The sequence below is a fragment of the Mesorhizobium sp. ArgA1 genome, assembly GCF_053714375.1.
On record NZ_JBSKBQ010000057.1, the window covers coordinates 1 to 6,117 of the forward strand.

The 6,117-nt window shown below is 60.1% G+C and carries 5 protein-coding genes; all 5 read right to left on the minus strand.

From position 1 onward, the window contains the following. Nucleotides 1-128: 128 nt before the first annotated feature. The gene (gene cybH, locus ACWGTI_RS31895; protein WP_454578559.1) at nt 129-824 is read right to left on the minus strand and encodes a Ni/Fe-hydrogenase, b-type cytochrome subunit; all 696 of its coding nucleotides are present in this window, start codon (nt 822-824) and stop codon (nt 129-131) included. A gap of 12 nt (nt 825-836) precedes the next feature. Beyond that, complete coding sequence (locus tag ACWGTI_RS31900) at nt 837-1,412, minus strand: HupE/UreJ family protein (RefSeq protein WP_454590603.1); 576 nt, start codon at nt 1,410-1,412, stop codon at nt 837-839. Between the two features lie 11 nt (nt 1,413-1,423). Then, on the minus strand, nt 1,424-3,220 hold the full coding sequence (locus ACWGTI_RS31905; RefSeq protein ID WP_454590604.1) for a nickel-dependent hydrogenase large subunit: 1,797 nt from the start codon (nt 3,218-3,220) through the stop codon (nt 1,424-1,426). 11 nt (nt 3,221-3,231) lie between these two features. Continuing rightward, nucleotides 3,232-4,293 carry a hydrogenase small subunit gene (locus tag ACWGTI_RS31910; protein ID WP_454590605.1) on the minus strand — a complete coding sequence of 354 codons (1,062 nt, stop codon included), beginning with the start codon at nt 4,291-4,293 and terminating at the stop codon, nt 3,232-3,234. A 992-nt stretch (nt 4,294-5,285) separates the two neighbouring features. After that, the coding region (locus ACWGTI_RS31915; RefSeq protein WP_454590606.1) for a transposase at nt 5,286-6,117 on the minus strand (832 nt) is incomplete at its 5' end.

Consider the following 6,117-nt stretch of genomic DNA (forward strand, 5'->3'; position numbering starts at 1 on the left):
CCTCCCAGCATGAATGTTGAATCAGAACCGCGATGATTTGGGAATCCCACGACTCCCACAAATCTCATCCCGCTCTAACGAAGCGCCGCAGGGAACGGCGCCGGTTTTCGTAGGTGGCGGGGGAGGCATCAGTTGCTATCGTTGTCCCGGAATGTCCGCCAGCCGGAGAACATCGAGGAAATGATCGACTGGCGGGACATGATGTCTTCGCGCACGGCCGCATAGATATGGACGATGACGAAGATGACGATGCCCCACATGCCCAGATGATGCAGCGTGTGGACGTCCTGGCTCTGGCCGAACAGCGGAATGAGCCAGGAGGAGAACCAGTTGTACTGCCAGGAGCCCATGCCCTGGCCCTCGCCGTAGAGCGCGAGCCCGGTAAAGATCATGAACACCGAGAACCAGACGAAACCGAAGTGCATGGCCAGCACTGCCAGCGGGTTGTGGCCTTCGTATTTCTGCGGCTCCTTGACGAGCATCATGTACCAGAGCACCTCGTGCACGACCTCCTTCCAAAAGGTGCGCGAGAACAGCGGCGGCAGGAAGATCTGGCGCGAGTGCTCGTTGCCGACGATCGACCAGTAGGCCCGGAACACAAAGCCGATGATCATGATATAGGCGGCCGTGAAGTGGATGAAGCGGATATAGCCGAACAGGTAGGAGTCCGACGCCTCGCCGCTGACGGCCGGCGGCGGCGAACCAATCAGGTAACCCGTCAGGCAGAGCGCCAGGATGGCGAAGGCATTGATCCAGTGCCACAGGCGCACCGGCGCCTGGTACACATAGACCGCCTTTTCCTCATGGTTTTGAGAGTGGCTCATGATCGTCCCCCCTCAAATGCCGGACAGGATGAAGGCGCCCGCCGCCATCACCGCGCCGCCCACCGCCAGGCGGGCGAACGGCCGTTTCGCGATGGCCATCCCAACGCCGATGCCGGCGACGTGAATGAGCGCCGTCGCCGCCGAGAACCCGGCAATGTAGCTGATCACCGCTCCCGTTGCCTCGCTTGCATGGGCATGGCCGTGGAAGAGGGCAAACAGGCTGCACAGCGCGACGCCGGAAATGATCGTAAGATATCCGCCTGCCACCACCATGAGGCCCAGAACCAAGACGGACGAAGCGATCATGCCTTCGACCGTGGGCAGGCCGACGCCGGCAAACGACAGCAGCGCGCCGCAGAGCATGGCGCTGACAAAGGCAAACGGAGCGATCCATGCCTTCGCCGGCACGGCAAGCGCCGACCAGACACCAACCGAAAGCATGGCCAGCAGATAGTCCGCGCCGAGCAGCGGATGGGTAAACCCGGCGGCAAAACCGTCGGCATGGCCGGCGCCCGTGTGCGCCAGAGCCGGCGTCGCGACGATGGCTGCGGCAACGCCGAGACCAAAAGTCTTTTTCAGCATGTTCATGATGTCCCTCCCTAGCGTACTTTGACAGTGGTCAGTTCCTGGCCGTCCGGACCCATGACGTGGGTGGAGCAGGCCAGGCATGGATCAAACGAATGCAGCGTGCGCAGGATTTCGACCGGCTCCTCGGCCCGCTCTACTTTTGTGTCCATCAGCGATGCCTCGAACGCGCCGATGTTTCCCGCGTGATCGCGCGGCGAGCCGTTCCAGGTCGTCGGGACGACGCACTGGTAGTTCTCGATGCGCGTATCCTTGATGCGGATCCAGTGCCCGAGCGCACCGCGCGGCGCTTCCGTGAAGCCGACACCCTTGACCTCGGAAGGCCAGGTTTTCGGATCGAACTTCTCCGTGTTGGCCGTGGCGGAATCTCCGGCCTTGATGTTGGCGATCAGCTTGTCGAGGAAATAGACCTGCTTGCGGGCGGCCCATTGCGACTCCAGTGCGCGGGCCGCGGTGCGGCCGAGCGTGGAGAACAATGCCGAAAACGGCACGTCGAGTGCCCGCAGCGTGGCATCCACCTGCTCCTTGATTTCGGCGTGGCCCTGGACATAACCGACGGCATCGCGGGCGAGCGGCCCCACCTCCATGGCATGACCCTTCCAGCGCGGCGCCTTGATCCAGGAATATTTCGCTCCCTCGTCGATCTGTTCGATGTTGGTGCTGGTTCCTTTGAGGTTCGGGCCGAGTTCATAGTTGGCCTCGGTGATACCGTCCCAGGGATGCAGCCCCTTGGCCTCGTCGGGATATTTGTACCAGGAGTGCGGCACGAATTCCTGGACTTCTTGCGGATTGCGGACATCGACGGGCAGCACTTCGGTGAAGTTGCCGTTGATCATCGCGCCCTGCGGCATCATCAGGTTGGCGGCGGAATAGTCGTTGGCCCGGTCGGGAATGTCGCCGTAGGCGAGTACGCTCTTGCCCGAAAGGCCGCCGCCGTAGAGCCAGCCCTTGTAGAAGCCGCCGATGGCGATGATGTCGGGAATGTAGACATTCTCGACAAAGGTCAGCGTGCGGTCGATGACGCTCTTGACGTAGTTCAGCCGCTCCATGTTCAGCGGCGCGCCCGCTGCCATCGGCCCGTCCATGTTGATGGCGCAGGGAACGCCGCCGACCAGCCAGTTCGGATGGATGTCCTTGCCGCCGAAGATGGTGCGGACGGTCATGATTTCCTTCTGGAAATCGAGCGCTTCGAGATAGTGGGTGACCGCCATCAGGTCCGCTTCGGGCGGAAGCAGATAGGCCGGGTTGGTCCAGTAGCCGTTCTTGAACGGGCCGAGCTGGCCGGATTCGACGAACTTCTTCAGCCGGTTCTGGGTATCGCGGAAATAACCGGGCGAAGACATGGGATGGCTGGGCGAGACGGCCTGCTGCAATTGCGACGTTGCGACAGGATCGGCCTTAAGCGCGTTGATCGGGTTGACCCAGTCGAGCGCGTGGAGGTGATAGAAGTGGACCAGATGATCGTGGATCTGCAGCGACAGCTGCATGATATTGCGGATCGAGTTGGCATTTTCGGGGATCATGATCCCGAGCGCATCTTCCACCGCCCGTACCGAGGTGAGTGCGTGCGTGCCGGTGCAGACGCCGCAGATACGCTGGACGAAGGCCCAGGCATCGCGCGGGTCGCGGCCCTTGAGGATGACTTCAAGCCCGCGCCACATGGTGCCCGTGGACACGGCGTTGCGGATGAAATTCTGCTCATCGATGTTGACCTCGCAACGCATGTGGCCTTCGATTCGGGTGACCGGATCGACGACGATGCGCTGTCCTGTTGTGTCGAGATTGAACCCGTTGGGGGTTTGAAAGCCCATCAGTTCTCTCCTCACTTTTCGCGAATGCGCTTGACGACGGATGCGGCGGCATGGACGGCGACGCCCGCGCCGACCACTTTGGCAACGGTCCCGCCGATCTGGTCGGCGTTCGCTTCAATGCCGAAACCATGGACATTGCTCAGCCGGTTGTAGAAGTCGCCCTTGTCCCAGAAGCCATCTTCCGAACACCCTATGCAGGGATGGCCGGCCTGGATGGGGAATGACAGGCCGCCGTTCCAGCGCAAGGTCGAACAGGCATTGTAGGTGGTCGGGCCCTTGCAGCCGACCTTGTAGAGACAGTAGCCCTTGCGTGCGCCTTCATCGTCGAAATGCTCGACGAACTGCCCGGCATCGAAATGCGGACGGCGATAGCATTTGTCGTGGATGCGCTGGGAATAGAACATCTTCGGCCGGCCCTGCCGGTCGAGCTCGGGAAACTTCTCGAAGGTGAGCATGTAGGTGACGACGGCGGTCATGACCTCGGCGATCGGCGGGCAGCCGGGCACCTTGATGATCGGCTTGTTGGGAAGGCCCGGAACCTTGTGGACCGGCGTTGCCCGGGTCGGGTTGGGCCGCGCCGCTTGCACGCAACCCCACGAAGCGCAGGAGCCCCAGGAGATGATCGCCTTGGCGTTCGAGGCGGCGTATTTCAGCCGATCGACGAACGGCTTGCCGCCGATGATGCAGACCATGCCGTCCTCGTCGAGCGGCGGGTTGCCTTCGACGGCCAGGATGTAGTTGCCCTTGTACTTCTCCACCACCTCTCCGACGATGGCTTCGGCCTGATGACCGGCTGCGGCCATGATCGTGTCGTCATAGTCGAGCGACAGCATCGACAGGATCACGTCCTTGGCGAGCGGATGGGCCGAGCGGATGAAACTCTCCGAACAGCAGGTGCATTCCAGGCCGTGCAGCCAAAGCACGGGGATACGCGGCTTGGTTTCCATCGCATGGGCGATCTGCGCCGTGAACGCCGGGCCAAGCCCGAGCGATGCGGCGGTCAGGCTGCAAAATTTCATGAAGCTGCGCCGGGTGATCCCCTGGCGCCGCATGACCTCGTAAAAGGTTTCCATCTGTTCCTCCCTCATTCAATGGGCCGGTTTCCTCTCTTGCCGGTCCGTTGCAGAATGTGTCACGCAAACGCCATGCCAGATCAGAAAATGCCGTAAAATCAATGGAATTTTATACGGCTTGCACCGTTGACCGGAAGGCTCGCTTCCAAAGTGGAAAGAGATATGATAGTGGCGCGCGGCGAATTCTGGGCAAGGTGTCATTTCGCCCGCCCCGAAGCCGACCCTCATCTGGGTTCTACGGTCGCGTCATGGCGTTCACCGACTTCTGTATCGCCTCACAACTCGATCCATAAGGCGGGGCACCATCCCGGCCGACGAGCCGCTTCTGGTAGAAGAACACTGCATATCCGTGCAACATCCCTTCCCTGAGGCGAATATAGCCAGCCGTCTCATAAAATCTTTGAGCCCCTACTTGGATCGTTGTCGTGTCGAGGATTATCCACTTGAACCCCAGGGCGACGGCTCGCGATTCCAATTCACCAAGAGTTCTCCTTCCAAAGCCCTCGTCGTTGAAAGACGGGTTCCACCCGCATACGCTTCAGCTCTGCGACATCATCATCAACGCGTTTCAATCCACCCATAGCAGCGAGTTGGGTACCAATACGCACGACTACGAAGTCCCCACCTGACTCGATATAGACTTCTGCGACATTGCGTAAATCATCCTCCCACGCCCCTCCGGGGCCGCGCACACCTGCATGCTCAGATGCGCTTCTATGAAGAAGCCACACATCGTCGGCATCCCCAGATTCGAACTGACGGAAGACCACGTCTGGAGACATTGACCCTCGCTTTCGACTGGTGTCGGACGCAAGCGCCTCTGACGTGATATTTTGCTTGGCGAGGCGATACTGACGCTACCTTTGGCTCACCGCGTCAGACTGAGAAGTCCAAGCGGTCGTTTTCGGTGCCCGCGATCAATTCGATCGGTCAAATGAGAAAATATCGCCTGCACCCGATGAGCCTCGTGTTCCGGGATGGAAAGAGAAGACCTAATGCACATCGAGCGCACCCCCGACTTCACCGAACAGCGCCCGCATTTCTGCACTCGACCCGTATCTTCCCGCCGGGGAGTAATCGTGCTTTTCGAGCAGGTCGGCTCGTTTGTCGGTTATTCTGCTTTCGGTGTACGCGACCTGCTCCAGCACGTCTTCCGAGAAGAATAGCAGCGACACAGCGCCCGCATTGATAACGCAAGCGGCAGTTAACGAAAGAACGCCATCGTTTGAGATAGCCACCAGCCCCGCCTCAGTTAGGAGTTTAAGCTCGCGACCAAAGTATTGTTCAATCGATACGTCAAACTCTAGTTCGAAGCGAGAGAGCACCACTCCACTGCTTCGTAATGAGAACATCACCGTTCTGCGCATGAGATCGTCTTGCGACAGTACAACACCTTTCCATACCGGTTTCTCCCCCGCTTCAACTCTGGACAGATAGCGATTTAAATCCGCCTCGTTGTAGAACTGGCACTGACTCATGTAGCCAAATCCGCCAACCCCAAACGGGAATAGAAAATGGGCCCATGACGTGAGAGCGATTTGTCGGAACAGGCTGGCCTCGGGACAAGCGGCGGCGAAGGCCAGGCGGATTCGCGAGACGGTTTCGATGACGCGGGCGCCGAGCTTGAGGAGCCTGAGCCGCGGCGTGGCAAACTCGGCGTTGCTGAGATGATCGGTTGTGGGCACCGCCTCGCGCAGGGTGAGCATCAGCCAGTATGCGGCGGTGTGGAGGACGAGGCGCACCTGGTTGTCGCTGGCCTGAGCGTAGTTCGCCTCGTATATCAGTCCGGCAATTCCGCAGGGAGAATCGACGGTTTCATAGAAA